Below are 26,885 nucleotides of genomic sequence, written 5' to 3'. Positions count from 1 at the left end.
CGTCAGAGGCTTTTCGACTCCAGGTTGAGGCGGTCCAGCAGGCCGGCGGCGCCCGCCGGATCCAGGGCCGCGGTCAGGGCGACTTCCAGGGTATCGCTCAGACGCACGCGTTCCTTGGGCGCAAGGCTTACCCGCAGACCGTCTTCTTCGCCGGCGGCCAGATCGACCAGACCCTTGCAGAGGTCCCTGCCGCGCGCGCCCAGGCTCTGGAAGTCCTGCAGGCAGTCGTTGCGCTGCTGCTGGTGCGCCGCGGCCAGGGCCCGGTCCCGCTGCTTGTCGAAGTCGCCCGCGGTAGGGTCGAGTGGCAGATAGCGACGGGTCAGGGCCAGGCTGCGCTTGAAATAGCCCTGATCCGTGACATCCACCTGCAAGCCCTTCAGCTCGGCGCGTTGCGCGCTCTGCTGCAGCTTGCCCAGCAGACCGAAGGATGACAGCAGACCGCGCTGGCCCACCTGCTGGCCACTGTCGGCCATGTCACTCAGGTCTTCGGCCAGGCGACGGACCTGGGCCAGCGACAGGCTCGCATCCACGTCCAGCAGCTCCGGCAGGTCCAGGGTCAGGCCGATGTCCGCCAGCTCATCCTCGACGTTCCATTTCAATCGGCCGGAAAAAGGCGCCAGTTCGGCGCGTCCGCTGGCGAGCAGCAGATCGCCAACCAGGGGCAGGCGCAGCGCCGTCGAGCGGCCCTTGGCGTCGGGCGGAAAAGCCACGCCTTCGAACTGGACATCCGCCCGGCGGTGGGCGGGTTCGTCCTTGAGGTCGGAGAGGGTCAACTGGGCGATGCTCGGCCCATCGCTGATGCGCACCTCGTGCAGCTTGATCGTGCCGCCCAGCGGTGAGGAGGACAGCGACTGCCAGCTGATCTTGTCTTGCAGGCGGTGTTCGAACAGCCAGTCGCGCAGACGTCCGTCGGCGACATGAGCGGCATAGGCCTTGAGACCGAAATAGCCACCGACCACCACGACCAGCGCCGCACCGGCCAGGAGTTTGACGTTGAGAGTCCGTTTCATCAGAAGCGCTCCTCGCCGAGACCGGCATCCTTGAGCTGTTGGCGGGCCGCCTCGGGGGTCCAGGCGGGGTCTTCGAATTGCACCCGTGCCAGCGCCAGGGGATCGCGCAGGTCGCTGCAACCTTCGCTGGTGCAGGGCTGCACGACCTTGGCCGTCAGATGCGTCAGGGGCAGGTCGTCGGCGTCACGCGCCTTCGGATCGAGCTGCAGGGTGCCGCTCAGGACATACCAGCCGGTCTTGGCCGAGGTGCCGGCCGGTACCTGCGCCTGGATCGGATAGGGATAGTCGAGGGTCCAGCCATCGCTATTCGTCTTGGTCACCCGGGCGATCAGACGTACGGGATGGGTAGCGCCACGCACCAGGTCGCCATAGTCGCCACCACTGCCCGGCGCGTAGTCCACATCGTTGACCTGCCGCGCCAGCAGCGCCTGGGGATTGCTGCGCGCTTCCCGGGTCAGGCGCTCGTAGGTGTCGAGCTGGTCACGGGCACGGAACGCCTGCTGCATCCGTGCCTGCCGGGCTTCGCGCTCACGCTCGCGTGCGACCTGCTCGCGCTGGCGCGCCTGCTTCTCGTCCCACATGAACAGGTAGTTGGTGGCCTGCTCGGGGTTGAACTGCCAGGCCTTGCTGCGCCAGTTGCGGTCGACGTTGACGCGATACAGCCAGAAGTCCTGACTGGATTCGTTGCTGTTCCAAGGGCGGGGAAAGATACCCTTGGTGAAATCGCGCACGGCCAGGAAGGTGAAGTGCGGAATCATCGTGCCCAAGTTGTCGAGCTGTTGCTGGGTCTTGGCGATGATGGGGCGGATCTGGTCGAGCTGACGGAATTGCTCGCTGTTACCGGTCACGAACAGCACATCCGGCGCACTGGTTGACCACTGGCCGCGATAGCTGTAGCCGAGGCGCAGCAGGCTGTAGCTGGCGGTCGCAGGATCGCTGGCCAGCAGGAACAGCGCCTGCTTCTGGCTATCGAAGCCGACGAAGCGCAGCGGCGGCAAGGGCTTGTCCAGCGGCAGTCCGTTGAGGAAGAAACCCTTCCAGCGCTGCAACTGCTTGCCGTCGCTCCGCTCCAGAACGAGTTCACCCTCGCCCTGGGCCAGGCCGTTCTCGCAACGGATACCGCTGGAGCGAACCTGCAGGTAGCGGCTGTCTTCCTCGGCCTTGAAGGGGACGCGGAAGGCGCAGCCCTGGCTGTCCTTGAGGGTGGTCATGAAGTCGCTCTTGGCCAGTTCGGCTTCGCCATCGCCCGGCCGCCAGCCGGCGACATCGAAATCGGTGGCGATCTGACCGGTGGGCACCTTGGCTGCAGGTGCAGGTGCAGGCTCGACCTTGGCCGGCGCGACAGGTGTCGATTCGGCGACCGGGGCCGCTGGCGCTGCAGGTGCCGGTGCCTCCGGGACTGCTGGAGGAGTGGCGGGCTTGGCCGTTTCAGGCGCCGTAGCAGCGGGAGCCTCGGCAGGCGCCGCCTTGGGCGGCTCGACGGGGGCCGGAGCAGGAGCTGCGGCGACGGTAGCCGGATTCTGTACCTGCGCCGCCCAGGCCGTGGCCTTGGTGGCCGTGCCGTTCAATCGGGCGTCGGTGCTACCGGTCGCCGTCCAGGTCAGGCGTTCGGCCTGGTCACACTGTTTGCCGAGCAATGCGCCGATCTTGGGCATCAGGCGTTCGACGGCCACGGCCTCGGCGGGCTTGCCGTAGACGAAGCGCAGCGCCAGGTCGGGCGCGCACCAGGCGGCGGCCGCGTGGTCGACGAAGACCTCGACGTCTTCGGCCTTGGAATAGGCGAGGCGGGTGCTTTCGGCCTGGGCAGCCGTGGCCGTGGCCAGCAGCGTCAGGGCCAGCAGGGTGGGTTTCATGGTCATCCTTCCTTAGATCAGTTCCCAGGCACCGTCAGCGGCCTGGCAGGCCTTGGTGGTCTGCTGATCCTGCTGCCCATCCTGGCTCAGGCTGTAGTTCAGGGTGCGGCAGGTGGTCTTGGCGGCGACCTTGTCCTGCACCGGCGCGGCATCGAGATCGGCGGCGTCGAGGTCCACGCCCTGCTGCTTGGCGCTGGCCACGTCCAGGGTGTCCAGATCGACCGCAGGTGCCGGTTGAGCCTTGGTCTTGCCAGCGGTCGCCACCGTGGCAGTCGTCGCCGGCGTCACCAGGGGCGCGTAGACATAGCCGATGGTCACGCCCTTGCGGCCCACGGCGATCCAGTCGTTGCCGGTACGGCCCAGGGCAGTGAAGCGCGTACCCGTGGGCAGCCCGCCGACCTTGGCGGCATTGTCGTTGGGCGCGGCGCGCAGATTGGCCGACTTGATCGACTGATAGGGCTTGTTGAGCAGGGTCAGCTGCTCGACCTTCTGCACCTTGGGCGTGCGCTTGACCGCCACCTGGCGGGCTTCGGTCTCGGTCGCCACCGGCACGATGCGGGCGGTGGCGCCACTGTGGTCGGAGGTCCAGGTGGTCACCTGACCGTCCTGGGCGTGCTCCAGCGCCTTCTGCGTCTGCACGGCCAGGGCCTCGCGATCGCGCTGGTCGAGTTTGGCCCCCAGGGTCTTGCCCAGGGCGCCACCGGCGAGGGCGCCGGCCAGCATGGCGGCGGTACGGCCACTGCCACCACCGATCTGGCTGCCGATGAGGATGCCGGCCGCCGCACCGACCACGGTGCCGACATTTTCCTGATTGAGCCATTCGTTCTGCGACATGTTGGAGCAGCCAGTGACGGCGAGGCTGCCACCCAGGCAGAGAACGGCAAGGCGATGACGAGGCTTCATGGTGAGTCCTTTCCGAAGCAGGAATTTAGGAGGAGGGAATGGTAGAGGCTTGATCCAGGGGTGTTGTGACCTGTTTCACCAAAATCCGGTTTGGTATCAAAGGGCTAGCACGATCCAGCGGGAACATCGGGAGGCTCTAACGCCCCCGATACGCCTTCCCGTAGTGCCGCTCCAGGCGCGACTGCAGGAACTCCATGGCCAGGGACATCAGCCAGTAGAGCACCGCCGCGGTGGTCAGCATCTCCAGATAGCGATAGCTGGAGCGGCCATAGGACTGGGCGAGGAACATCACCTCCCAGACACCCATCACCGAGACCAGGGAGGAGTCCTTGAGCATGGAGATGAACTGGCTGGTGGTGGGCGGGATGATGCTGCGCATGGCCTGGGGCAGGGTGACGCGCCAGAAGATCACCCGCGGCGCCAGGCCCAGGGCCAGGGCCGCCTCGCGCTGACCGGCGGGGACGCCGAGCAGGCCGGCGCGAAAGATCTCGCTGAGGTAGGCGCCATAGTTCAGCGACAGGGCGAGGATGCCGGCGCTGATGGCGCCGGGCACCACGCCGATCTGCGGCAGGCCCAGGTAGATCAGCAGGATCTGGATCAGCAGCGGGGTGCCGCGAAAGAAGGAGGCGTAGAAGGTCGCCACGCCATAGGCCAGGGCGCTGGACGACAGCCGGCCCAGGGCCGCGGCGAAGCCCAACAGCACCGACACCAGGATGGAGCTGAGGCTGAGGAACAGCGTCAGGGCCGCGCCCTGCAGGAAGCCGTTGGGACCCAGGCGCCAGCCCACCAGGTTGGGCAGGCGCGGCCAGACGCTGGCGAACTTGAGATCGAAGCCGAGCACGAAGACCACGCCCCCGGCCAGCAGCGCCAGCCAGGTCAGCCAGACACGGGTGCGAAAGCTCAGCAGGGGGCGGCGCTGGTCTGGGGGCGGTAGCGGACTCATTGGCTGATGTCGGCACCGATCCACTTGTCGGAGATCCGCTTCAGGGTGCCGTCCTGGCGTAGCCCTTCGATGATCTCGCGCAGCGTGGCGGCGAATTCCGGATCACCCTTCTCGATGGCCACGGCGTTGGGCTCGGCATAGAGGGGCGCGCCGGCCAGTTTGAACTTGCTGTCCTGGGCCAGGCGCGGCTGGGCCGTCACCAGGTTGGTCAGCACCGCGTCCAGGCGCTTGCCGGCGCCCAGGCCGAGATCCTGGAAGGCGACGTTGTCGTCGGGGAAGGGCACCACCTGGACATCGTCGAAGGGATAGCTCAGCGGCTTGTCCTCCTGGCCCTCAATGGTCAGGTCCTTGTTCAGGTAGCTCTCATAGGAAGAGGCGCTGGTGACGCCGACCTTCTTGCCAGAGAGGTCCTTGGCGCCGTGGATGCGGTCGTCACCGGCGTTGACCACGATCACCGCCGGCGAGGCGTAGTAGTTGACCGGGAAATCGAACACCTGGGCGCGCGCCTGGCTCGGCGTCATGGAGCAGATGCAGACGTCGTAGCGACCGCTCCAGCGACCGGCGGCGATCACGTCCCAGGAAGGGGTTTCCAGGCGCAGCTTGACGCCGAGCTTGTCGGCCACCGCCTTGGCCACGTCCACGTCGAAGCCTTCCAGCTGGTTCTGGGCATTGAGCTGGGAGAAGGGCGGATAGCTCTCCATGAGCACGTTGACCAGCTCGCCCTTGGCCTTGATGCGGTCCAGGGTGGCCCCGGCCGAGGCCGAGGTGGCGACCAGCGCCAGGGTCAGGCCGAGGGCCGATAGCAGAGCGGTTCTCATGGAGGCGTCCTTTGCAAAGGGTAAGAGGGCCTGGTATTAGAGAGATATGAGAACCGATATTGAACTCCGTTTTGGTTATAAGGAAAAGTGAAATAGCTATATGGCCAACATGAATCTTGTGCTTCTCGACGGTGGCATGGGCCGCGAGCTACAGCGCCGCGGCGCGCCCTTCCGTCAGCCGGAATGGTCGGCCCTAGCCCTGAGCGAGGCGCCGGAGCAGGTGGAGGCGGTGCACCGCGCCTATATCGAGGCCGGCGCCCAGGTGATCACCAGCAACAGCTATGCGGTGGTGCCCTTCCATATCGGCGAGGCGCGCTTCGCCGCCGAAGGCGAGGCCCTGGCCGCGCGGGCCGGCCAGCTGGCACGGCAGGCGGTGGTGGCCAGCGGTCAGCCGGTGCGGGTGGCGGGGTCGCTGCCGCCGCTGTTCGGCTCCTATCGCCCCGACCTGTTCGAGCCGGCGCGGGTGGACGAGGTGCTGCAGCCGCTGATCCGCGGCCTGGCGCCCCATGTCGATCTCTGGCTGGCGGAAACCCAGAGCTCCCTGGCCGAGGTGCGCGCCATCGCCGCCGGGCTGCCAGGGGACGGCAAGCCGCTGTGGCTGTCCTTCACCCTCAAGGACGAAGACGTCGACGAGACCCCACGGCTGAGATCCGGCGAGCCGGTGACCGCGGCCGCGCAGCTGGCGGTGGAGCTGGGCGCCGGAGCCTTGCTGTTCAACTGCAGCCAGCCCGAGGTCATGGCCGCGGCGCTGGATACCGCGCGGGCGACCTTTGCCGCGGCGGGTGTCGAGATTCCCTTTGGCGCCTATGCCAACGCCTTCCCGCCCCAGCCGGAAGAGGCCACCGCCAATGATGGCCTCGACCCCCTGCGTCCGGACCTGGATCCGCCCGGCTACCTGAGCTTCGCCCAGGACTGGCAGGCGCGTGGTGCGAGTCTGATCGGCGGCTGCTGCGGCATCGGTCCGGAGCATATCGCCGTACTCAACACGCGATTGCGCGGCTGACGCCCGCATTAGGTCGGCAAAAAAGCGGACAGCGCCCCGGGCGCTGTCCGCTTTTTTCTGGCCGCCAGACGCCGTTCAGACCTGCGCCTGGCCACCATCGGCGAAGAGCTCGGCGCCGTTGACGAAGCTGGAATCGCTGGAGGCCAGGAACAGGGCGACCCTGGCGATCTCCTCGGGCTCACCGACGCGACCCAGGGGGATCTGGCTGGCCAGGTGGTCCAGCAGGCCCTGCTGCTGAGCGGCATCCGGACCGGCCAGCTCCACCAGGCCCGGGGTGCGGGTGGCGCCCGGACTCAGGGTGTTGATGCGGATGCCGCGGCCCTGCAGCTCCAGGATCCAGTTGCGGGCGAAGGCGCGCACGGCGGCCTTGGAGGCGCCATAGACGCTGAAGGCCGGGGTGCCGGTACTGGCGGCGGTGGAGCCGGCGAGGATCACCGAGGCATGGTCCGCCAGCAGCGGCAGAGCCTTCTGCACGGTGAACAGCACCCCCTTCACGTTGCGATCGAAGGTGTCGTCGTAGTGGGCCTCGGTCACCTCGGCGAGGGGCAGCATGCTGCCGCCCCCGGCGTTGACGTAGAGCACATCGAGTCGTCCGTGCTCGCGGCGGATGCGCTCATAGAGGGCATCGAGCTGGTCCAGGCGGGATGAGTCCACGGCGATGCCGGTGGCATTGCCGACCTGGGCGACCGCGGCGTCCAGTTCCGCCTGCCGCCGACCGGTGAGGATGACGTGGGCGCCCTGCTGGGCGAAGAGTTTGGCAGCGGCCAGGCCGATGCCGCTGGTGGCGCCGGTGACGAGGGCGATCTTGTCTGCGAGCTTGAGGGTCATGGCGGGAACTCCGAGGGTTGTGATCAGGTGGAGTCAGCCTATCGACCCTGGCTTCCTTGCAAAATAGAATGATTGGCAAGTCATCGTTGCAGAAATGAAATGAGCAGATTGCCGGATTTCGAAGGGTTGGCGATGTTCGCCAAGGTCGCCGAAGAGGGCTCCTTTGCCGCCGCGGCGCGGGTGCTGGGCGTGTCGGTGGCCACCGTCTCGCGGGCGGTGACGCGCCTGGAGGAACGCCTCGGCGGGCGGCTGTTCAATCGCACCTCGCGGCAGCTGGCGCTGACCGAATTCGGCCGCGAGCTGGCCGCTCAGGCCGGTGATCTCTATCGCCAGGCGGAGGCGACCGAAAGCGCTGCCCAGGCCCGCGCCGTGCAGCCCCGTGGCCAGGTGCGGCTGGCGGTGCCCATGGCCTTCGGCCTGCGCTGGGTGGCGCCGCTGCTGCCCGAGCTGCTGCGCCGCTATCCCCAGCTGTCGGTGGATCTGCACCTGTCCGATGCCACCGTGGATCTGGTGGCGGAGGGTTTCGACGCCGCCCTGCGCATCGCCGCCTTGCCGGACTCCTCGCTGGTCGCCCGGCGGCTCTGCGCGGTGAGCCAGCTGCTGGTGGCGGCGCCGGCCTATGTCGAGCGCCACGGCTGGCCAAGCCATCCGCAGGAACTGACCGACCATGCCTGCCTGAGCTATGCCTATCGGGCGCGCAGCCAGGTGTGGCGCTTCAGCGGGGACGAGGGTCGCGAAGAAAGCGTGCTACCCCGTGGCCCCCTGCGCGTCACCAATTCCGAAGCCCTGCTGCCGGTGCTGCTGGAAGGCCTCGCCATCGCCGAGTTGCCGGACTTCATCGCCGCCGACTACCTGGCCGATAGCCGGCTGGTGCAGCTGCTGCCGGACTGGCAGCTGACCCGTGGCGGCCTCTACTTCGTGACCCCCTCGGCGCGCAGCCGACCCACCAAGATCCAGGTGCTGCTCGATTTCTTCGTCGAGCACCTGAGTGCTCCCGTCTGGCAGCGAGGCGAACAGCACCTGTCCCTGTCGGCTTCGTGACATCCGGCAACATCCACTCGCCACCACGCAAGGCTGGCGAAAGGTTGACCTCTTAGGATCCCCTCAAGACCCGCCCCCGTGAGCGGGCGACGTGCCTACAAAAATAACCAGGATTCTTGCCATGTCGTATCTGTCCTTCCAGGCGTCCCCGCGCGCCCCTCTCCCCTGGATTTTCGCCCTCTCCGCGCCGCTGCGCCGCGGCTGAACCCTCCTTCTCTTCGCGAAAATTCAGAGGTATTCCCATGCTGACTTTCCTCGGCTTCGCCATGGTCATGACCTTCATGTACCTGATCATGACCAAGCGCCTGTCTCCGCTGATCGCCCTGACCATGGTGCCGATCGCCTTCGCCGTGCTGGCCTGGGCGCTGTCCAGCGAATTCGCCAGCCTCGGCCACGTCAAGCTCGACGCCCTCGGCCCGATGATGCTCGACGGCATCCGCAAACTGGCGCCCACCGGCGTGATGCTGTTGTTCGCGATCCTCTACTTCGCGGTGATGATCGACACCGGCCTGTTCGATCCGGCGGTGCGCTGGATCCTCAAGCTGGTCAAGGGCGATCCGCTCAAGGTGGCCATGGGCACCGTCTTCCTGACCCTGGTGGTCTCCCTGGACGGTGACGGCTCGACCACCTACATGATCTGCGTGGCGGCCATGTTCCCGCTGTACCGGCGCCTGGGCATGAATCCGCTGATCATGACCTGCCTGATGCTGCTCTCCAGTGGCGTGATGAACCTGACCCCCTGGGGTGGTCCGACCGCGCGCGCCGCCAGTGCCCTGCACGTGGATCCGGCCGACGTCTTCGTGCCCATGATCGCGCCCATGCTGCTGGCCATCGCCTGGCTGTTCTTCCTGGCCTACCTCTATGGCCGCAGCGAGCGCGCGCGCCTGGGCATCCTGCAGATCGGCGAGACCGAAGGCGCCGACGTCACCGTCTCCCAGTGCGCCGAGGCCCGCCGCCCGCACCTGCGCTGGTTCAACGGCCTGCTGACCCTGGCGCTGATGGCCGCGCTGATCATGGGCGTGCTGCCGATGCCGGTGCTGTTCATGATCGCCTTCGGCATCGCCATGACCGTCAACTACCGTTGCCTGAACATGCAGAAGCAGCGCATCGCCGCCCATGCCGAAAACGTCCTGGCGGTGGTCTCGCTGATCTTCGCCGCGGGCATCTTCACCGGCATCCTCTCGGGTACCGGCATGGTCGACGCCATGTCCAAGGGCCTGCTGGCGGTGATCCCGGACGCCCTGGGCCCGTACATGGCGGTGATCACCGCCCTGGTCAGCCTGCCGTTCACCTTCTTCATCTCCAACGACGCCTTCTACTTCGGCGTGCTGCCGGTGCTGGCCGAGGCCGCCGCGGCCTATGGCATCAGTCCGGTGGAGATCGCCCGGGCCTCCATCGTCGGTCAGCCCGTGCACCTGCTCAGCCCGCTGGTGCCCTCGACCTACCTGCTGGTGGGCCTGGCCAAGGTGGAATTCGGCGACCATCAGCGCTTCACCCTGAAGTGGGCCACCGTGACCTGCATGTTCCTGCTGGTCGGCGCTTTGTTACTGGGTGTGTTTCCGCTGTACAGCCGCTAGAGTTTTGCCAGAGCTACGACTAGCCTTGCCGGCTGCTCGAAAACGGCGCGTCGCCCGATGCGCCTTTTCCATTAGAGCGCGCGCCCGAGCGCGCCTTAGCTACGAGAGGATTTGCAATGGACTGGTTGACCAACCCGGAAATCTGGGTCGCCTTCTTTACCCTGACGGCCCTGGAGATCGTCCTCGGCATCGACAACATCATCATGATCTCCATCCTGGTCAGCCGCATGCCCAAGCACATGCAGGCGCGGACCCGGTTCTTCGGCCTGGCCCTGGCCATGGTCACCCGCATCCTGCTGCTGCTGTCCATCACCTGGGTCATGCGCCTCACCGCCGACCTGTTCTTCGTCTTCGGCCAGGGCATCTCCGGCCGTGACCTCATCCTCTTCTTCGGCGGCCTGTTCCTCCTGTGGAAGAGTAGCGCCGAGATCTACCACGGCCTGGAAGGCGAGGAAGAGCAGGACGAAGACGCGCCCACGAAGAAGGGCAGCGGCTTCATCGGCACCATCATCCAGATCGCCATCATCGACATCGTCTTCTCGCTGGACTCGGTGATCACCGCGGTCGGCATGGTCAGCCACGTGCCGGTCATGGTCGCGGCGATCATCGTCGCGGTGCTGGTGATGATGCTGGCGGCCGGCGCCATCAGCACTTTCATCGACAAGCACCCGAGTCTGAAGATGCTGGCGCTGTCCTTCCTGATCGTGGTCGGCACCGTGCTCATCGCCGAGGCCTTCGAGGTCCACGTGCCCAAGGGCTACGTCTACTTCGCCATGGCCTTCTCGCTGGCGGTGGAAGCCATCAACATCCGCCTGCGCGGCAAGGCCAAGGCCCGCGAAGCGGTCAAGCTGCGCAAAGAGCAGATCTGAGCCCAGCGGCGGAACCCACCCGGCTCTCCGCCGCCTAATCCAGCAAGTCCCCACGAGCCCGAAGGTGCCCTGCCTTCGGGCTCGTGCGTCTGTGCAGAACGGTCATTACGATTTTGTGACAAGCTCGCCAGGAGCTCTTGGACACGCGCCGGGAGGGCGCCACGATGCTGACACTGCTCAATCTGCTATCCGCTGTGGCCCTGCTGGTGTGGGGCACCCATATCGTGCGCACCGGCATCCTGCGGGTATACGGTGCCAGTCTGCGCCGGGTGCTCAGCCGCAGCATGCAGCGCATGCCGCTGGCCTTTCTTTCCGGTATCGCCGTCACCGCCCTGGTGCAGAGCAGCAACGCCACGGCGCTGCTGGTGACCTCCTTCGTCGCCCAGGGCCTGGTACCGCTCACCCCGGCGCTGGCCATCATGCTCGGCGCCGACGTGGGCACCGCGCTGATGGCGCGGGTGCTGACCTTCGACCTGTCCTGGCTGTCGCCGCTGCTGATCTTTCTGGGCGTGGTGTTCTTTCTCGGTCGCAAGCAGACCCGCGCCGGCCAGCTCGGCCGGGTCGCCATCGGCCTGGGGCTGATCATCCTGGCGCTGCAGCTGATCGTCGAAGCCGCCTCGCCGATGACCCACGCGGCCGGGGTCAAGGTGCTGTTCTCCTCGCTGACCGGCGACCAGTTGCTCGACGCCCTGACCGGGGCGGTCTTCGCCATGGTCTCCTATTCCAGCCTGGCGGCGGTGCTGCTGACCGCCACCCTGGCCGGCTCCGGGGTCATCTCGCTCAAGGTGGCGCTGTGCCTGGTGGTGGGCGCCAACCTGGGCAGCGGCGTGCTGGCGCTGATGGGCGCGGCCAAGCAGGGCGTGGAGGCACGGCGGGTGGCGGTGGGCAGCCTGCTGTTCAAGCTCGCCGGCTGCATCCTGGTGCTGCCCTGGATCGGCCTCTTGGCCGACTGGCTGCAGGGCTACGACTTCAACGACGCCGAGGTGGTGATTGGCTTCCACGTCGCCTACAACCTGGTGCGCTGCCTGCTGTTCCTGCCGCTGACCGGACCCCTGGCGCGCTTCTGCACCGCCATGCTGCCGGCCAAGGACAGCGCCGAGACCATCCTGCGGCCGCGCCACCTGGACACCGCCGCCCTGGACACTCCGGCCCTGGCGCTGACCAACGCCTCCCGCGAGCTCCTGCGCATGGGCGACGTCATCGAGCAGATGCTGCAGCACCTGCTGGTGCTGATCAACGCCGGCGACAAGCAGCTGGCGCGCGAGGTGCGCCGTCTCGACGATGACGTCGATGCCCTCTACACGGCGATCAAGCTGTACCTGGCGCGCATGCCGCGCGACGACCTGGACGAGCGCGACAGCCGGCGCTGGGCCGAGACCATCGAACTGGCGATCAACCTGGAGCAGGCCGGCGACCTGATCGAGCGCATGGCCAGCGACGTCGACAGCAAGAAGATCGCCGCCCGCCGTTCCTTTTCGGCTTCCGGGGTGGATGAACTTTCCGCCCTGCACCGGCTGCTGGTCGACAGCCTCAAGCTGTGCCTGTCGGTCTATCTCTCCGGCGACCTGGACGCGGCGCGGCGCCTGCGTCGGCTCAAGCAGCGCTTCCGCCTGCTGGAACGGCGCTATGCCCATGCCCACGTCGAGCGGCTGCACCAGCAGGTGGTTGAGAGCTTCGAGACCAGCTCCCTGCACCTGGGCCTGCTCAGCGACATGCGGCGGGTCAATTCGCTGTTCTGCAGCATCGCCCACGGCGTGCTGGAGGCGGCCGACGCCGGCTACGCCACCGAGCACGAACTGCCGGTGGAAGGGCGCGAGGAGTCGGGTGGGGCCTGACGCGCAGGTTCGTGGATGAGGCTACGCCGTCATCCACCCTACGGGGCTTCAATGATTTATCGCGGCCATGGCGGTCCGCCGATGCGGCCGCTCCTACAGATGACTGTCTGCTCGCATTATCGCGGCCATGGGCCGCTCCTACAGAAGCATCACACCCTGTAGGAGCGGCCCATGGCCGCGATAACCCCTTCGCTCATTGCACCTGGCTATCAAGCTTCTGCAAGATCCGCCAGGCCGTCTCGATCCGCGCCGGGATCGGATAATTGCGGTTGGCCAGGATCACCAGGCCGAGCTGGCGCTCCGGGATATACAGCGCATAGGCGCCGAAGCCGTTGGTGGAGCCGGTCTTGTTCAGCAGGCGGGCACCGCTCGCCGGCAGGGGCGGGTGTTGCCAGTCCACCGGTTGCGGCTCCAGGGCCATCGCCGGGGTGTTGCCGGCCAGCAGCTGGGTCTTGGCCAGCGGATAGGGGTAAGCCTCCCAGCCCAGGCCCTGGGTCAGGGGACCACTGCGGTAGTAGCCCTGCTGGGTGGCGTCGAGCGCCTTGGCCAGGGACGCCGGCAACCGGCCGGGATTGAGATTGGCCTCGACGAAGGCGAGCAGATCGCCGGCGGTGGTCTTGATGCCATAGGCCTCTTCGGCATAGACACCCGGATTGACCCGCAGCGGCTGATCATTCTTGCCATGGCCCCAGGCGTAGTGGGCCTGCTCGGCCGCCGGCACCTGCAGATAGGTGTGATCGAGTCCCAGGGGCTTGAGTACGTGGCGCAGAAGCGCTGTGGCGAAGGGTTCGTCGAGCCGCTGGGCCGCCAGGGCGCCGAACAGGCCGATGCTGGGATTGGCGTAGAGGCGGCGGCTGCCGGCGGGGAAGGGCGGCTGGAAGGCCTGGTAGAAGGCTGTCGCCTGATCATCCGTGGTGACGTTATCGGGAAATTGCAGCGGCAGGCCGCCGGCGCTGTAGGTGGCCAGTTGCAGCAGGCTGGCCTGGCCGATGGCGCTGCCGGCCAGGGCCGGGCGGACCTGAGCGGCGGACTCGTCCAGCCGCAGGCGACCGGTCACCGAGGCGTAGCCACCCAGGGTGGCGGTATAGGTCTTGCTCAGGGAGCCGATCTCGAACAGGGTGGCGGCGTCCACCGGCTGGCCGCTGCGGCGGTCGGCGGTGCCGAAGTAGTAGAGCCGGCGCAGGCCCGGGGCGCTGACGCCTATCGCCAGGCCCGGGATGTCCTGCTCGGCCATCACCGCGCGAGCGGCGGCGCGGACCTCGTCGTCGAGGGGATTGGCCGCGTTGGCCAGGAGCGGCAGGGCCAGGCCCAGGCCGAGCAGCAGGGAAAGACGCGGGAAAGCCGACATGCGGGAGCCATTCCTGAAGAGGGGAGGCCAGGAGTCTAGCCGAGCGGTGCGGCACCGGTATGAGACGCGGCCAGCGTTGGAAGATTTTACCGCCGCTGCTGTCCATGGCTGGCTGGAGCCCGGTCCTCGACTGGACTACAGTCGCCTCTCACCTTTTCCAGGAGTCATCCCATGTCCGCTGCCCCCCTCGTCGAACAGATCCAACTGGGTCAATTGCCCGTCTGGCGCATCCGCGTCGGCCAGGCCGAAGCCCTGGTGGCCTGCCAGGGCGCCCATGTGCTGCGCTACGGCTTCGACGGCGAGCCGGACATCGTCTGGGGCAATCCGGAAGCCGTGTTCGAGCCCGGTACCCCGATCCGTGGCGGCATCCCGGTCTGCTGGCCCTGGTTCGGCGACCTGCTGAAAAATCCGCCCGCGGTCCAGGCCATGTGCACCACCACCGCGGACGCCCCGGCCCACGGCCTGGCGCGGCAGGTGGCCTGGCAGGCCGGCGGCGTCGAGGTGGACACCGACCGGGTGCGCCTGGACTTCCATCACCGCACCTCCGCCGAGACCACCCCGGGCTGGCCCCATGCCACCGAGCTGACCCTGAGCCTGAGCGTCGGGGAGCGCCTGGAGCTGACCCTGAGCGTGCGCAATCTGGAAGATCATCCGCTGGTGCTGAGCCAGGCACTGCACACCTATTTCGCCGTGAGCGACGTGCGTGAAGTAGGTATCGAAGGCCTGGCCAATGCCGACTACTACGACTGCCTGGACGGCTGGACCCGCAAGCGGCAGAACGGCGAGCCGACCATCACCGCCGAGACCGACCGGGTCTATGTCGGCCTGCCGGCCCGCCTGGCGATCCGCGATCCCCAGTGGCAGCGCCGGCTGTTCGTCGAGACCCGCAACAGCCATTCGGCGGTGCTGTGGAATCCCTGGATCGACAAGGCCGCGCGCCTGAGCCAGTTCGCCGACGACGCCTGGACCGGCATGCTCTGCATCGAGACCGCCCGGGTGATGGACGACGTCCTCACCGTGGCACCGGGCGCCTCCGCCGAGATGGCGGTGAGCCTGTGGCGCGAGGCGCTGTAAGGGACTGAGCGGGCGCCTGGGGCGGCCCTCACCCCGACCCTCTCCCGCAGGGAGAGGGGGCGCTCAGGGGGAGTTTGGTGCGAAGGGCTTGGGCTGTCAGGCTTCAAGCGCACCCTCACCTCGACCCTCTCCCGGAGGGAGAGGGGGCGCTTAAGGGGGAGTTTGGTGCGAAGGGCTTGGCGCTGTCAGGCTTCAAGCGCACCCTCACCCCGACCCTCACCCGGAGGGAGAGGGGGCGCTTAAGGGGGAATTTGGTGCGCAGGACTTGGGGCTGCCAGGCTTCAAGCGCACCCTCACCCTGGCCCTCTCCCAGAGGGAGAGCGGGTGCTCCGATAGAGGTTGGCGCGGGGTGATGAGCGTGTCGAGGGCAAGCCTGGATCCAGGCCAGGATGCAGCGGCTAGCGGGCGGCAGAGGTCACACAGGAGCCCGCACGAAGTCGACCCAAACGCCCCCTCTCCCCCAGGGAGAGGGCCGGGGTGAGGGAGCAGCCGGCACCTAGCCGACGATCACAACTCCTCGCACAGATTCCGCCCGATCCACTCGGCCACCGCGGCGCGCTCCAGGCCGCAGCCGAGCAGGGCGTGCAGCTTGCCCAGGGCGGCTTCGCGGGTCATGCCGCGACCGGAGATGACTCCGGCGTCGGCCAGGCCGCTGCCGGCGGCGTAGGTGCCCAATTCCACGGTGCCACGGGCACCCTGGCTGAGGGCGACCACGGGGACCCCGGCGTCGCGCAGTTCAGCGAGGGCAGCGAGAAAGTCGGCGTCGTCCGCCGGCCCCGTGCCGCTGCCGTAGCACTCCAGCACCAGCCCCTGCACGCCACTGCCCATCAGGCCGCGCAGGACCGCGCCATCGACCCCCGGAAACAGCGGCAGCACCGCCATCCGTACCGGCTGGCGCGGCTGGTCGAAGCGCAGCGCGGCAGGTGCGGCGACGAGGGCGTCACCGCTGCGCGGCCGGGCGCTTGCCACGAAGGCCTTCCAGCCGCTGCTGGCCTGCTTGGTGCAGCGCGCCGCGGGCAGGCGTTCGCCATGGAATTGCACCTGAACTCCCGGCGCCAGTCCGCTCGAGAAGGCGGCGAAGCTGTCGGCCAGGTTGCCGTCGGCATCGCTGTCCGGCACGCCGGCCGGCAGCATGGAGCCGGTCAGCAGCACCGGGATGGTCAGGCCCAGCAGGCGGAAGGCCAGGGCGGCGGCGCTGTAGGCCAGGGTGTCGGTGCCGTGCAGCACCAGCACGCCGCGACAGGCCGGATCGGTGGCCGCCGCCATGATCGCCTGGGCCATGCGCTCCCAGGCGGCGGGAGTCATGTTGGCGCTGTCGATCAGCGGCAGCAGTTCCTGCAGTCGCCAGGCGGGATTGCCCAGCTCCGGACGGCTGGCCAGCAGGGCCTGGATGCGCGCCTCGAAACCGGCGGCCGGGGCCAGACCGGCGGCGGTCGCCTGCATGCCGATGGTGCCGCCGGTGTAGAGGATGTGCAGGTAGGGTGAATTCATGAGGGACTTCCTGATAAGACTGCCCCCACACGGGGTGGGGGCAGGAAAGCGATCGCGGTCCGGGTCAGGGCGACCCGGTGGCGGCGGTCAGTGCGCCTGGCGCGGCTGGGCGGCGCGGGCTTCGGCGACGGTCTCTTCCAGACGCTCCAGCGCCGGCCAGGCCTGGCGATCCAGGTCCAGGTCGCGGAACTGGTCGGCGTCGAACACCGGCTGGTCGACCCCGGCACGGCGCTGGGCGTCGTAGTCGTTGAGCACGCGCATGCCGACCTTGATCAGCATGGCCAGGGCGATCAGGTTGACGAAGGCCAGGCAGGTCATGGTGATGTCGGCGAAGGCGAACACCGTGGTCAGGTTCTGCATGGAGCCCCAGCAGATCAGCACCAGCACCAGGCCGCGATAGCCGAGCAGCACGGCCTTGCCGCGGCCGAGCAGGTAGCGCAGGCCGTTCTCGCCCAGGTAGATGTTGTAGAGGATGCAGGTGAAGACGAACAGCGACAGGGCGACGCTGATGAAGATGCGCCCCCAGTCACCGACCACCGCGGCCAGGGAGTTCTGGGTCAGGACGATGCCGTCGCCTTCGAAGCCCGGGGTGTAGAAGCCCGACAGCAGGATCAGCAGCGCGGTGCAGGTGCAGATGACGAAGGTGTCGAGGAAGACGCTGAAGGCCTGCACCACGCCCTGGGCGGCCGGGTGCTTGACCGCGGCCACGGCGGCGACGTTGGGCGCTGCGCCCAGGCCGGCTTCGTTGGCGAAGACGCCACGCTTGACGCCCATGGTGATGGCGGCGCCCAGCAGGCCGGCGAAGGCCGGTTCCAGGCCGAAGGCGCTCTTGACGATGGTCAGCAGGGTGCCGGGGACCAGGTCGATCTGGGTGACGATCACATAGAGGGTGACGGCGATGTAGGCCAGGGTCTTGACCGGCACCAGGATGTCGGAGACCGCGGCGATGCGCTTGATGCCGCCGATGAACACCAGGCCCAGCAGGATGGCCAGGGCGATCCCGGTGTACTGCACCGGCAGGCCGAAGGCGTTTTCCAGCGAATGGGTCACGGTAAAGGACTGCAGGCCGACGAAGGCGAAGCCGTAGGTCACCAGCAGCAGCGCCGAGAAGGCCAGCGCCATCCAGCGCTTGTTGAGGCCGTGCTGGATGTAGTACGCCGGGCCGCCGACATAGAGGCCGTCGCCGTCGGCGCGCTTGTAGACCTGCGCGAGGGTGCACTCGAAGAAACTGCTGGCCATGCCGACCAGGGCGGTCACCCACATCCAGAACACCGCGCCGGGGCCGCCCAGGGTCACGGCCAGGCCCACGCCGGCGATGTTGCCGGCACCGACGCGACCGGCCAGGCTGAGCATCAGCGCCTGGAAGGAGCTCAGGCCATCACCGCTGTTGCGCAGGGAGTCCTTGAACACGGTGAACATGTGCGGAAAATGGCGCACCTGCACGAATCGCGAGCGCAGGGTGAAATAGCTGCCCAGGCCGACGATCAGCACGATGAGCACGTGGCCGGACAGGAAGTCGTTGAGCATTTCTAGGTAGTGCATGAAGAATCCTCGAGCATGCTAGTGATGCTCCAAGGCCGGCTCGCAAGCCTTGGGGCTATTATTGTGGAATATCCCGCCAGGGTCTGCTCCCGTCGTGGGGAGACGACGGCAACAGGCGCTGGGACGGGTCGGTCCGGGTGGAACGGGCAGTAGGTCGGACCGGGCGCCTAGATTCGGCTATCCCACCGGCGTGAACAATTCCGCGCCTCGCTTCAAAATGGCGCGACTTGATGCTAGTTTTCTGGCCGTCTGTCAAGCTCGGGCCGGACTCATGAGCGACTTTTCCGCCAATTTGCAGCTGCTCTGCCAGCGCCACCGCTCGATTGCCGCCGTCTGTCGCGCCGTCGGCATCAACCGCGCCCAGTTCAATCGCTACCTCAACGGGCAGAGCCGTCCGTCGCCCTACAACCTGCAGCGACTGGCGGAGTTCTTCGGCCTGCCGGTGGGCGATCTGCAGCTGCCACAGCGGCAATTCGCGGCGCGTCTGGCGGCGCCGGTCGGCCAGGAAACGGGGTGGGCCGGGCAGGCCCTGGCCCTGTTCGGCGAGCGTCAGGAAGGCCTGGCGCGCTACCAGGGCTACTACCACGAATACTATCCGTCGCTGTCCACGCCGGGCGTGGTGCTCTGCGGACTGGTCTGGCTGTTCGCGGAAGCGGGTGTCTTCCGCTATGTGCGCTTCGAGCGCCTGCGTCGCCGCGGCGAGACCACCAGCCAGGCACGCTTTCGCTACCTGGGCCTGGCCATGAGCCTGGAAAGCCGGCTGTTCTTTACCGACTACGAATCCCTCACCGGCAACGAGCTGTCGCAGACGGTGCTGCTGCCCAGCGCGCGCAACCGCATCGATCGCCTCAACGGACTCAAGCTGGGCGTCAGCGCCTCCGACCGGCGCGAGCCGGCCTGCACCCGGGTGGTCTGGGAGTACCTGGGCACCCGCCCGCCGCGGGGGCGGGCCTATGCCCGCATCGGCCTCTACGACTGGCAGGATCCCAGCCTGGACGACGATCTGCGCCAGCGCCTGGCCAGCGTGGTCCTGATCGATCGGGTCTATCGCCTGGGCTAGAGGGATTCCTCCATCGCTGGGTGGCAGCGATCGCAGTCCTCGAGGATGGCGCGGTCGCGCCCGGCCTGCTTGGCCCAGTAGAGCTGGCGATCGGCGGCTTCGATAAAGCTCTCGGCAGAGTCGTGATCCGGCCGCGCACAGGCGCCGCCAATGCTCACGGTCACCCGCGGACCGGCCTGGGGCCCGAGGTGGGGGATCTCCAGGCGCCGTACCGCGTCGAGCAGGCGCTGCGCCAGCTTGGCGGCATCCTCTTCGCGCGACGGCGTGCAGAGGATGGCGAATTCCTCGCCGCCGTAGCGGGCCAGGCAATCGCCGGCGCGCAATTCGTCGGCCAGGGCGCTGGCGACCTGTTGCAGGCAGCGATCGCCCGCCGGATGCCCATAGCGGTCATTGAAGGCCTTGAAGTGATCGACGTCGATCATCAGCAGGAGCAGCGGCCGGGGCGGGGGATGGGCCAGGGCGGTGGCCAGGGCCTGCATCAGCGCCCGGCGATTGGCCACGCCGGTCAGGGGATCGGTGGCGGATTGCTGCGCCAGGAAGCGGTTGGAGGCGGTCAGCTCTTCGTTGCGCAAGCGGTCGCGCAGGATCAGCAGATAGCCCTGACGGCGGGCGCGCTCCATCCAGAAGTTGTTGAGCAGGGTAAAGCTCGCGGTGGCGAACGCCAGGGTCATGACCAGCGACGCCTCCAGGGCCGGCAGGGTATGCATCTGGGTGGCCAGGCCGATGGCCAGCAGGGCGATCAGGGTGTGGACCGCGGCCTGGCGCAGGGGCGGCGCGATGCAGCTGTTGGTGAAGAGCGTCATCAGCGGCATGGTCGCCAGCCAGAGGGCGCGATGCGCGGCATCGGTGGCCTCGACGTCGAGCAGCGGCGGGAGATAGGCCAGCAGACAGGGCAGGATGCCCAGCCACTCGCGCGCGGGATGTTCGGCACGTATCAACCCGAGCGCCAGCAATACCAGCCCGCCGCCGATCACCACCAGCGCGCTGAGCAGGCTGATGAGCCAGAAGGCATCGGTCATCAGGATCCAGTCCCAGATCGAGAAGCTGGCGTAGGCGAGGATGGCCACGGTCAGGCTGATGCGCAGGTGCCGCCGGCGCGAACGGGCGATGTCGTGCTGGTAATGCCGTTCCAATACCGGTTCGAAGCGCAGGGCCCAGAAAGGCCGAGCCAGCGCTCGGGTGAGGGCGAGACTGAGGGACATGACGCCGTACCTGGCAGGTAAATCCAATGGGTCACTTCAGCACAATAAGTCCCTTAGCGCGATAGAGGGTTCCCGGACGCGGGGATGTAACCGCCGAATGGTAGCCATTGGCTACCATTCGGATGATCGTGGAGGACTCGACCTTCAATTACCGGCCTTGATACGACTCCAGGCACGGGTGCGGACCCGCTCGATGGGCTGCGGCAGCGGCTGCACCACATAGAGCTTCTTGAGCATCTCCGGGGTGGGCACCAGGTCGTGGTTGTCGCGGATGGCGGCGGTCACCAGCGGCATGCCCGGCTTGTTGGCGTTGGGGTAGCCGAGGTAATCGCTGATCCCGGCGATCACCTTGGGCTCGAGCAGGTAGTTGATGAAGGCATGGGCCTGGTCGACATTGGCCGCACTGGCCGGAATGGCCCAGGTGTCGAACCAGATGGGCGCGCCCTCGCGTGGCAGACGCCAGTCCACCACCACGCCGTTGCCGGCTTCCTTGGCGCGATTGCCGAACTGGTAGAAGCTGCCCGAATAGCCCACCGCCACGCAGATGTCGCCGTTGGCGATATCGGTCATGTACTTGGTGGAATTGAAGTAGGCCATGTAGGGGCGGATCTTCAGCATCAGCGCCGTGGCCTTTTCGTAGTCCTTGGCGTTGGCGCTGTTGGGATCCAGGCCCAGGTAGTGCAGCACCACCGGCAGGATGTCCGAGGGCGAGTCCAGCATGGCCACGCCGCAACTCTTGAGCTTGGCCATGTTCTCCGGCTTGAACACCAGGTCCCAGCTGTCCACCGGTGCGTCCGCCCCCAGCGCCGCCTTGACCTTGGCCGGGTTGAAGCCGATGAGGATGGTGCCGTACATGTAGGGCACGCCGTACTGGTTGCCCGGGTCGTTGACCTCCAGCAGCTTGAGCAGCTCGGGATCGAGATTCTGCCAGTTGGGCAGCTTGCTCTTGTCCAGCTTCTGGAACACGCCGGCCTTGATCTGGGTTTCCAGGAACTGGTTGGAGGGAATCACCAGGTCATAGCCGGAGCGGCCGGTGAGCAGCTTGGCCTCCAGCGACTCGTTGCTGTCGAAGGTATCCCAGGTGACGCGGATGCCGGTCTGCTTGGCGAAGTCCTTGGGCGTCTCGGGCAGGATGTAGTCGGCCCAGTTGTAGACCCGCAGTTCGCCGGGATCGGCGGCCTGGACGGCGGTGGCGAGCAGGGCGCCACCGAGCAGGGCGGTGAGCGGACGCAGGAGGCTGTGCATGGTCGGATTCCTCGCGATAGGGATCAGGCGCCGTCGAAGGCGGCCAGGACATTCACCGTGTTGATGCCGATCTCCGCCACGGCGTAACCGCCTTCCATGACGAACAGGGTCGGCAGGCCGAGCCGCGCCAGGCGTTCGCCCAGGCGCAGGTAGTCGTCGCTCTCCAGCTTGAACTGGGAAATGGGATCGGCCTTGAAGGTATCCACGCCCAGGGAGACCAGCAGCAGGTCCGGGGCATAGTCCTGCACGCGCGCCAGCGCTACCTCCAGGGCGGCGCTCCAGCTGTCCCAGGCGCTGCCGGCGGGCAGCGGCAGATTGAGGTTGAAGCCCTGGCCCGCCCCGCTGCCGGTCTCGTCGGCATAGCCGAGGAAGAAGGGGAACTCGAAACCCGGATCGCCGTGCAGCGAGAGGAACAGCACATCGTCGCGCGCATAGAAGATGTCCTGGGTGCCGTTGCCGTGGTGGTAGTCGACATCGAGGATGGCCACCCGCCGGGCGCCGCCGTCGAGGGCGGCCTGGGCGGCGATGGCGGCGTTGTTCAGATAGCAGTAGCCGCCCATGACATCGGCGGCGGCGTGGTGGCCCGGCGGGCGGCAGAGGGCGAAGGCGCTGCGGGCACCTGCGGCGACCTCGGCTCCGGCACTCAAGGCCACCTGGGCGGCGCTGTAGGCGGCCTGCCAGGTGCCGGCGGTGATGGGCGCGCCGCCGTCGAAGCTGTAGTAACCCAGGCGCCCGTGCAGGCTGGTGGGCGGCAGTACCTGGCGCAGGGTGCGCGCCGGCCAGGTATAGGGCAGCAGGTCCACGGTCTCGCCGCGGGCCGCCCATTCGTCCCAGGCGCCGGCGAGAAAGTCGAGATAGGCCGTGCTGTGGATGCGTGCCAGTGGCGCCCGGCCGAAGTCCCTGGGCGGCACCACCTCGCCGAGCTGCCTACGGTGACACTCGGCGAGGATGAATTCGACGCGCTGGGGCTTTTCGAAACAGGGCTGCAACTGGCCATCGATCAATTCGCAGCGGCCGTGATGCAGGGCGTGATCGGGACTGTGGTGGATGCGCATGGCGACTCCGGGCGGCGGGCTCTCTCCAGATTCTTGCCAGCCCGGCGGCCCGCGACGAGAGGCGCTGCGGCCAAAAGGGGATAGATCCGGCCAGATTGCGCCCGGCGTCGGCCATCAGGTGCCCTTGGCTTCGTAGACCACGAAGCGCTTCAGGGTCGGCTCCAGCACCTCCCAGGTGCCCTGGAAGCCGCGCGGCACGACAAAGCTGCTGCCGGGCCCGAGACGGGTGGCGTGGCCCTGGTCATCGGTGACCAGACTCACCCCTTCGAGGATCTGGCAGTACTCCTCTTCGGTGTAGTTCACCCGCCACTTGCCCACCTCGCTGTGCCAATGGCCGACGGCGAACACGCCGCTGCCATCCTCGTAGTCGAGCCAGAGGCTCTGCAGCGGATCGCCCTCCAGGCGTTTTTCCGCCGGCAGGCGGTATTGATCGGTGGGTTGGCCGCGGTCCGCGAGCAGGGTCAGCGAGGGCATGGGGAATCCTCCATGGGGACGGGAAGCGCTCAGCATACGCCGGCCGCTAGAGTCGATAACCCCGCGGCGACTGGCCGCTCCAGCGGCGGAAGGCATGGCGGAAGCTGGCCGTCTCGCTGAAACCCATCGCCTCGGCGATGCGATAGATGGGCAGCCGCTCCTGGGCCAGCAGGTCGCGCGCCCGCGCGAAGCGCAACTCATCCAGCAACCGTTGATAGCTGCTGCCGCCGGCCTGCAGGTGGCGACGCAGGCTGCGCGGTGCCATGCCGAGGTGGCCGGCCAGGGCCGCGAAGGAGGGTGGGGCCGCCAGGTCGGCACCCAGCAGAGTGCGGATGCGGGCGAGCAGGGCGCGCTGACGATCCTGTTCGGGGGCGAGGCGCCCGCACTGCTCCAGGGCGTCGCGATGGGTCACCGGATCGGCCAGTGGCAGTCCGCGATCAAGCCAGGCAGCGGGAAAGGCCAGGCCGTTGAAGGCGGCGGCGAAGGCCAGGGGCGTGGCGCCGAAGCAGTCGCCATAGCGCGCGCGATAGACCGGCTCGGCGTGCCGAAAGGCCACCTGCACCAGCGGCAGGGACGTACCCAGGAGGTCGCAGCAGATCGCCAGGAGCGAGGCCAGACAGCACTCGGCGTTGCAGCGCTCCAGCTCCGGGGCGAAGGGATGGTCGTCGGCCCTGAGCCAGGCCAATTCGCCGTGGCGCTCCAGGCGCAGGGTGAAATAGGCGCCCAGCAGGCTTTGGTGGGCCAGGGCCGCCTGCAGCGCGGCGCCCAGGGTCGGGGCGCTGAGCAGGGCATAGCCGAGCAGGCCGTAGCCGGAGACACGCAGCCGCCAGCCCAGCAGCAGCCCCAGTTCGGGCGGTGCCACCGGCAGGGCGTTGGCGATGACCCGCTGTTCCTGGGCCAGGGTGATGAGCCTATGGGGCTGTTCGAGGTCGTCCAGTCGCAGGCCGCTGCCGGCCAGCAGGGGCGCCGCCCGGGCGGGCGTGTCGGCGGCCAGTTGCTGGAGCACCAAGGACACCAGGTTGAGATTGATCAGACCGGACTGACGCATACGAAAACTCCCCGGGGCGGTGGCAGCCTTCCAAGCAAGAAGGATACCGCGCCCGCGGGGAGTTGCCGTCGGTTACCGCTCAGGTCTGGCGTGCGGGACTCAGACCTTGGCTTTCAGCGGTACCAGTCGCGGGGCGATCATGTTTTCCGGGCGCAGGATGTCGTCCAAGGTCGCCTCGTCCAGCAGATTCTCCTCGCGCACCAGCTCCAGCACGCCACGACCGGTTTCCAGCGCCGTCTTGGCGATGCGGGTGGAGGTCTCGTAGCCGAGGTAGGGGTTGAGTGCGGTGACCAGGCCGATGGAGTGCTCCACCTGGCGGCGGCAGTGCTCGACGTTGGCGGTGATACCGGTGATGCAGTGCTCGCGCAGCATGTCCATGGCGCGCTGCAGCAGACGGATGGAGTCGAAGATCTTGTAGGCGATCAGGGGCTCCATGACGTTGAGCTGCAACTGGCCGCCCTCGGCCGCCAGGGTCAGGGCCAGGTCGTTGCCGATGATCTCGAAGGCCACCTGGTTGACCGCCTCGGGGATCACCGGATTGACCTTGCCCGGCATGATGGAGCTGCCCGGCTGGCGCGGCGGCAGGTTGATCTCGTTGATGCCGGTGCGCGGGCCGCTGGAGAGCAGGCGCAGGTCGTTGCAGATCTTCGACAGCTTCACCGCGGTGCGCTTGAGCATGCCGGAGAACAGCACGAAGGCGCCCATGTCCGAGGTGGCCTCGATCAGGTCGGCGGCCGGGGTCAGCGGCTGGCCGCTGATTTCCGCCAGGCGCTGCACGGCCAGCAGCTGGTAGCCGGGGTCGGCATTGATGCCGGTGCCGATGGCGGTGCCGCCCAGGTTGACCTCGGTGAGCAGCTCCGGCGCCAGGCTCTTGAGGCGTGCCAGGTCTTCACCCAGGGTGGTGGCGAAGGCATGGAATTCCTGGCCGAGGGTCATGGGCACCGCGTCCTGCAGCTGGGTACGACCCATCTTCAGCACCTCGGCGAATTCCACGCCCTTGGCGGCGAAGGCGGTGATCAGGCTGTCCAGGCTGGCGAGCAGGGCGTCATGGCCGAGCAGCAGGCCCAGGCGAATGGCGGTGGGGTAGGCGTCGTTGGTCGACTGCGCCATGTTGACGTCGTTGTTCGGGTGCAGGTGGCGATACTCGCCCTTGGCGTGGCCGAGCAGCTCCAGGGCCACGTTGGCGATCACCTCGTTGGCGTTCATGTTGGTCGAGGTGCCGGCCCCACCCTGGATCATGTCCACCACGAACTGGTCGTGGAATTCGCCGCGAATGATGCGCGAGCAGGCGTCATTGATCGCCTGGTGCTTTTCCGCGGGCAGATGGCCCAGTCGGTGGTTGGCGTCGGCCGCCGCCTGCTTGACCATGGCCAGGGCCACCACCAGCTTGGGGTAGTGACCGAGGGGCACGCCGGAGAGGCGGAAGTTCTGCACGGCGCGCAGGGTCTGGATGCCGTAGTAGGCATCGGCAGGGACTTCGAGGGTACCGAGGAGATCTTTTTCGAGGCGGACGGATGATGCAGAGTCGGACATGATAGCGTTGGGCTTCGATCGAGCGGCGGGCGCCGCGATGCCCTAGAATCTAGGCTTGCCAGCCGATCTCGGCCAATGCCGATCCGCCAAGCCTCATGCCGGATCGGCATAACTCGGGTTGTGACCTCACGAGATCAGATGACGTATGGGTGCCATGAACATCGAATTCAAATGGCTGGAAGACTTCGTGGCCCTGGCGGCCACCTACAGTTTTTCCCAGGCCGCCGAAAAGCGTTTCGTCACCCAGCCCGCCTTCAGCCGGCGCATCCGCGCCCTGGAGGAAAGCGTCGGCCTGACCCTGGTGGACAGATCCCACACCCCGGTCAGCCTCACCGAGGCCGGGCAACTGTTCCTGGTCACGGCGCGCAGCGTGGTGGAGCAGCTGGGCGAGACGGTGCGCCACCTGCACCATCTCGAAGGCGGGCAGGGCGAGGTGCTGCAATTCGCCGCCGCGCACTCCCTGGCCTTGGGCTTCTTTCCGCAGTGGATCGCCGGCCTGCGCGGCCAGGGCCTGGCCCTGGCCAGTCGGCTGGTGGCCACCAACGTCGGTGATGCCATCCACGCCCTGCGCGACGGCGCCTGCGACCTGATGCTGGCCTTCCACGATCCTGATGCCGCCCTGCAGATGGACCCGGAGCTGTTCCCTTCGCTGCACCTGGCGCACACCGCCATGCTGCCGGTCTGCGCCACCGATAGCGAAGGACGACCCCTGTTCCAGCTCGACGGGCAAAGCAGTGTGCCGCTGCTGGCCTACAGCGCCGGCGCCTTCCTTGGTCGCTCGGTGAATCTCCTGCTGCGCCAGCGCAAGTTGCGCGCCGTGACCCTCTACGAAACCGCCATGGCCGACAGTCTCAAGACCATGGCGCTGCAGGGCCTGGGCGTGGCCTGGGTGCCGCAGCTGTCGGTGGCCGCGGAACTGGCTCGCGGCGAACTGGCCATCTGCGGCGATGCCGCCTGGCAGGTCGGCCTGGAGATCCGCCTCTACCGCTGTGCCCTGTTGCGCAAGCGGCTGGTGCAGCAGGTCTGGCGACATCTTGAAAAGCAGGGGCCCTCGAGCTGAACATCTAGCCCTGATTGTGCTGATATCGGCTTTTGGCTAGCCGACGTCCTGCAAGCCTTTTGTGCCGATCTGC

The 26,885-nt window shown here is 67.6% G+C and carries 23 protein-coding genes; 8 read left to right on the top strand and 15 right to left on the bottom strand.

Going from position 1 to position 26,885, the window contains the following annotated elements; genetic code table 11:
- Window positions 1-2: 2 nt before the first annotated feature.
- The 5 genes from PSEK12I1_RS0101520 to PSEK12I1_RS0101500 form a co-directional block, all read right to left on the bottom strand.
- Entirely contained in the window at window positions 3-1,010 is a 1,008-nt protein-coding gene (locus PSEK12I1_RS0101520; RefSeq protein WP_027600478.1) for a hypothetical protein, read from the bottom strand.
- Window positions 1,010-2,863, bottom strand: a complete 1,854-nt coding sequence (locus PSEK12I1_RS0101515; RefSeq protein WP_027600477.1) for a hypothetical protein — start codon at window positions 2,861-2,863, stop codon at window positions 1,010-1,012. The genes PSEK12I1_RS0101520 and PSEK12I1_RS0101515 overlap by 1 nt, the downstream gene beginning before the upstream one ends.
- Before the next feature lie 12 nt (window positions 2,864-2,875).
- On the bottom strand, window positions 2,876-3,766 hold the full coding sequence (locus tag PSEK12I1_RS0101510) for an SH3 domain-containing protein (RefSeq protein WP_051399170.1): 891 nt from the start codon (window positions 3,764-3,766) through the stop codon (window positions 2,876-2,878).
- Window positions 3,767-3,902: 136 nt separating this feature from the next.
- The gene (locus tag PSEK12I1_RS0101505) at window positions 3,903-4,709 is read right to left on the bottom strand and encodes an amino acid ABC transporter permease (protein ID WP_027600475.1); all 807 of its coding nucleotides are present in this window, start codon (window positions 4,707-4,709) and stop codon (window positions 3,903-3,905) included.
- The gene (locus PSEK12I1_RS0101500; protein ID WP_027600474.1) at window positions 4,706-5,527 is read right to left on the bottom strand and encodes a transporter substrate-binding domain-containing protein; all 822 of its coding nucleotides are present in this window, start codon (window positions 5,525-5,527) and stop codon (window positions 4,706-4,708) included. The genes PSEK12I1_RS0101505 and PSEK12I1_RS0101500 overlap by 4 nt, the downstream gene beginning before the upstream one ends.
- Before the next feature lie 100 nt (window positions 5,528-5,627).
- Between PSEK12I1_RS0101500 and PSEK12I1_RS0101495 the strand changes: the two genes are divergently transcribed.
- The gene (locus PSEK12I1_RS0101495) at window positions 5,628-6,530 is read left to right on the top strand and encodes a homocysteine S-methyltransferase family protein (protein WP_027600473.1); all 903 of its coding nucleotides are present in this window, start codon (window positions 5,628-5,630) and stop codon (window positions 6,528-6,530) included.
- A gap of 75 nt (window positions 6,531-6,605) precedes the next feature.
- Here PSEK12I1_RS0101495 and PSEK12I1_RS0101490 read toward each other — a convergent pair whose 3' ends face one another.
- Window positions 6,606-7,358, bottom strand: coding sequence for an SDR family oxidoreductase (locus PSEK12I1_RS0101490; RefSeq protein ID WP_027600472.1), 753 nt, complete (start codon window positions 7,356-7,358; stop codon window positions 6,606-6,608).
- A 99-nt stretch (window positions 7,359-7,457) separates the two neighbouring features.
- Here PSEK12I1_RS0101490 and PSEK12I1_RS0101485 point away from each other — a divergent pair, with 99 nt between their 5' ends.
- The 4 genes from PSEK12I1_RS0101485 to PSEK12I1_RS0101465 all read left to right on the top strand — a co-directional run bounded on the left by PSEK12I1_RS0101485 (window position 7,458) and on the right by PSEK12I1_RS0101465 (window position 12,680).
- Entirely contained in the window at window positions 7,458-8,399 is a 942-nt protein-coding gene (locus PSEK12I1_RS0101485; RefSeq protein ID WP_028700295.1) for a LysR family transcriptional regulator, read from the top strand.
- A gap of 242 nt (window positions 8,400-8,641) precedes the next feature.
- Entirely contained in the window at window positions 8,642-9,976 is a 1,335-nt protein-coding gene (locus PSEK12I1_RS0101475; protein WP_027598679.1) for a CitMHS family transporter, read from the top strand.
- 116 nt (window positions 9,977-10,092) lie between these two features.
- Window positions 10,093-10,845 carry a TerC family protein gene (locus PSEK12I1_RS0101470; protein ID WP_027598678.1) on the top strand — a complete coding sequence of 251 codons (753 nt, stop codon included), beginning with the start codon at window positions 10,093-10,095 and terminating at the stop codon, window positions 10,843-10,845.
- A gap of 164 nt (window positions 10,846-11,009) precedes the next feature.
- Complete coding sequence (locus PSEK12I1_RS0101465) at window positions 11,010-12,680, top strand: Na/Pi cotransporter family protein (protein WP_027600470.1); 1,671 nt, start codon at window positions 11,010-11,012, stop codon at window positions 12,678-12,680.
- Window positions 12,681-12,873: 193 nt separating this feature from the next.
- Here PSEK12I1_RS0101465 and ampC read toward each other — a convergent pair whose 3' ends face one another.
- Complete coding sequence (gene ampC / locus PSEK12I1_RS0101460) at window positions 12,874-14,028, bottom strand: class C beta-lactamase (protein ID WP_027600469.1); 1,155 nt, start codon at window positions 14,026-14,028, stop codon at window positions 12,874-12,876.
- 171 nt (window positions 14,029-14,199) lie between these two features.
- Between ampC and PSEK12I1_RS0101455 the strand changes: the two genes are divergently transcribed.
- Window positions 14,200-15,102, top strand: coding sequence for a D-hexose-6-phosphate mutarotase (locus tag PSEK12I1_RS0101455; protein WP_027598676.1), 903 nt, complete (start codon window positions 14,200-14,202; stop codon window positions 15,100-15,102).
- 507 nt (window positions 15,103-15,609) lie between these two features.
- Here the strand turns inward: PSEK12I1_RS0101455 and PSEK12I1_RS0101450 are convergent.
- Both PSEK12I1_RS0101450 and PSEK12I1_RS0101445 read right to left on the bottom strand, forming a co-directional pair.
- On the bottom strand, window positions 15,610-16,593 hold the full coding sequence (locus PSEK12I1_RS0101450; RefSeq protein WP_027600468.1) for an asparaginase: 984 nt from the start codon (window positions 16,591-16,593) through the stop codon (window positions 15,610-15,612).
- Between the two features lie 87 nt (window positions 16,594-16,680).
- The gene (locus PSEK12I1_RS0101445; RefSeq protein ID WP_037006575.1) at window positions 16,681-18,135 is read right to left on the bottom strand and encodes a sodium:alanine symporter family protein; all 1,455 of its coding nucleotides are present in this window, start codon (window positions 18,133-18,135) and stop codon (window positions 16,681-16,683) included.
- Window positions 18,136-18,406: 271 nt separating this feature from the next.
- Between PSEK12I1_RS0101445 and PSEK12I1_RS0101440 the strand changes: the two genes are divergently transcribed.
- A complete protein-coding gene (locus tag PSEK12I1_RS0101440; protein ID WP_027600467.1) occupies window positions 18,407-19,195 on the top strand; it encodes a helix-turn-helix transcriptional regulator in 789 nt (262 codons plus the stop codon).
- On the opposite strand, the gene PSEK12I1_RS0101435 is transcribed toward PSEK12I1_RS0101440, so the two are convergent.
- From PSEK12I1_RS0101435 to PSEK12I1_RS0101410, 6 genes are all read right to left on the bottom strand, one after another.
- Window positions 19,192-20,397: a diguanylate cyclase gene (locus tag PSEK12I1_RS0101435; RefSeq protein ID WP_027600466.1), complete on the bottom strand. Its 1,206-nt coding sequence runs from the start codon at window positions 20,395-20,397 to the stop codon at window positions 19,192-19,194. The two genes, PSEK12I1_RS0101440 and PSEK12I1_RS0101435, sit on opposite strands and share 4 nt — an antisense overlap.
- A 144-nt stretch (window positions 20,398-20,541) precedes the next feature.
- Window positions 20,542-21,642: a polyamine ABC transporter substrate-binding protein gene (locus PSEK12I1_RS0101430; protein WP_027600465.1), complete on the bottom strand. Its 1,101-nt coding sequence runs from the start codon at window positions 21,640-21,642 to the stop codon at window positions 20,542-20,544.
- 23 nt (window positions 21,643-21,665) lie between these two features.
- Window positions 21,666-22,697, bottom strand: a complete 1,032-nt coding sequence (locus tag PSEK12I1_RS0101425; protein ID WP_027600464.1) for a histone deacetylase family protein — start codon at window positions 22,695-22,697, stop codon at window positions 21,666-21,668.
- Window positions 22,698-22,811: 114 nt separating this feature from the next.
- The gene (locus PSEK12I1_RS0101420) at window positions 22,812-23,171 is read right to left on the bottom strand and encodes a cupin domain-containing protein (RefSeq protein ID WP_037006573.1); all 360 of its coding nucleotides are present in this window, start codon (window positions 23,169-23,171) and stop codon (window positions 22,812-22,814) included.
- 46 nt (window positions 23,172-23,217) lie between these two features.
- The gene (locus PSEK12I1_RS0101415; protein ID WP_027600462.1) at window positions 23,218-24,219 is read right to left on the bottom strand and encodes an AraC family transcriptional regulator; all 1,002 of its coding nucleotides are present in this window, start codon (window positions 24,217-24,219) and stop codon (window positions 23,218-23,220) included.
- Between the two features lie 99 nt (window positions 24,220-24,318).
- Window positions 24,319-25,752, bottom strand: a complete 1,434-nt coding sequence (locus PSEK12I1_RS0101410) for an aspartate ammonia-lyase (RefSeq protein ID WP_007160068.1) — start codon at window positions 25,750-25,752, stop codon at window positions 24,319-24,321.
- 154 nt (window positions 25,753-25,906) lie between these two features.
- Here PSEK12I1_RS0101410 and PSEK12I1_RS0101405 point away from each other — a divergent pair, with 154 nt between their 5' ends.
- Window positions 25,907-26,812 carry a LysR substrate-binding domain-containing protein gene (locus PSEK12I1_RS0101405; protein WP_027600461.1) on the top strand — a complete coding sequence of 302 codons (906 nt, stop codon included), beginning with the start codon at window positions 25,907-25,909 and terminating at the stop codon, window positions 26,810-26,812.
- Window positions 26,813-26,885 lie beyond the last annotated feature (73 nt).

Source organism: Pseudomonas sp. MOIL14HWK12:I1 (assembly GCF_000510705.1).
GTDB lineage: Bacteria > Pseudomonadota > Gammaproteobacteria > Pseudomonadales > Pseudomonadaceae > Chryseomonas > Chryseomonas oryzihabitans.
The sequence above is the reverse complement of the archived record's forward strand: the minus strand, read 5'-3'. Positions and strand labels throughout refer to the sequence as shown.